The organism is Pseudomonas sp. EL_65y_Pfl2_R96 (assembly GCF_963970905.1).
In the GTDB taxonomy this organism is placed as follows: Bacteria; Pseudomonadota; Gammaproteobacteria; order Pseudomonadales; family Pseudomonadaceae; genus Aquipseudomonas.
On record NZ_CAXAQH010000284.1, the window covers coordinates 1 to 477 of the forward strand.

A 477-nucleotide genomic window follows, 5' to 3' on the forward strand; every position below is an offset into this window, starting at 1 on the left:
TCAACAGGTAGCAATTCGGCCAGCGTTTTGAGTAGGCGATTTTGATACTTGGGACAGCTCTCGCGCTCATGAACGCTTTCATAAACCGGAAATGAGCGTCCCGCTAGAGGGATCGATGCTCTTAGCAAAAAGGCTGTGCCTGAAGCGTCAATTCGAGACCAGTCGACCAGGATCAAAGGATGCTTCAACGAACCCAGCAATGCCCGAAGCATTACCCAATAGAACAATGGACGCTCTGATCTCAAGTGTTGATTGCCCAGCAACCGATCCACACGCTTGATCGAATGCTTGGGATAAGCACGCCCGTCATGAAGCGACCAAGAGCGGTCAGTGTCAGTCGACGTCCTTGCAGTAACGAACTGACACAACTCATCAGTGATGTCAGGGCGAGAATGGATAGAGGGCAGTGCTTGAGCGAGCGCTCTGTGCAAAAATCGGATGGCTTGCATGGGTTCGGTTTCTTGTATTTGTGTGGTG

The 477-nt window shown here is 51.2% G+C and carries 1 pseudogene; it reads right to left on the minus strand.

Annotation, left to right across the window (positions count from 1 at the left end):
• Nucleotides 1-449 (minus strand): annotated as a pseudogene (locus AACY49_RS30645) (IS4 family transposase); the annotation flags it as partial.
• Between the last annotated feature and the right edge of the window lie 28 nt (nt 450-477).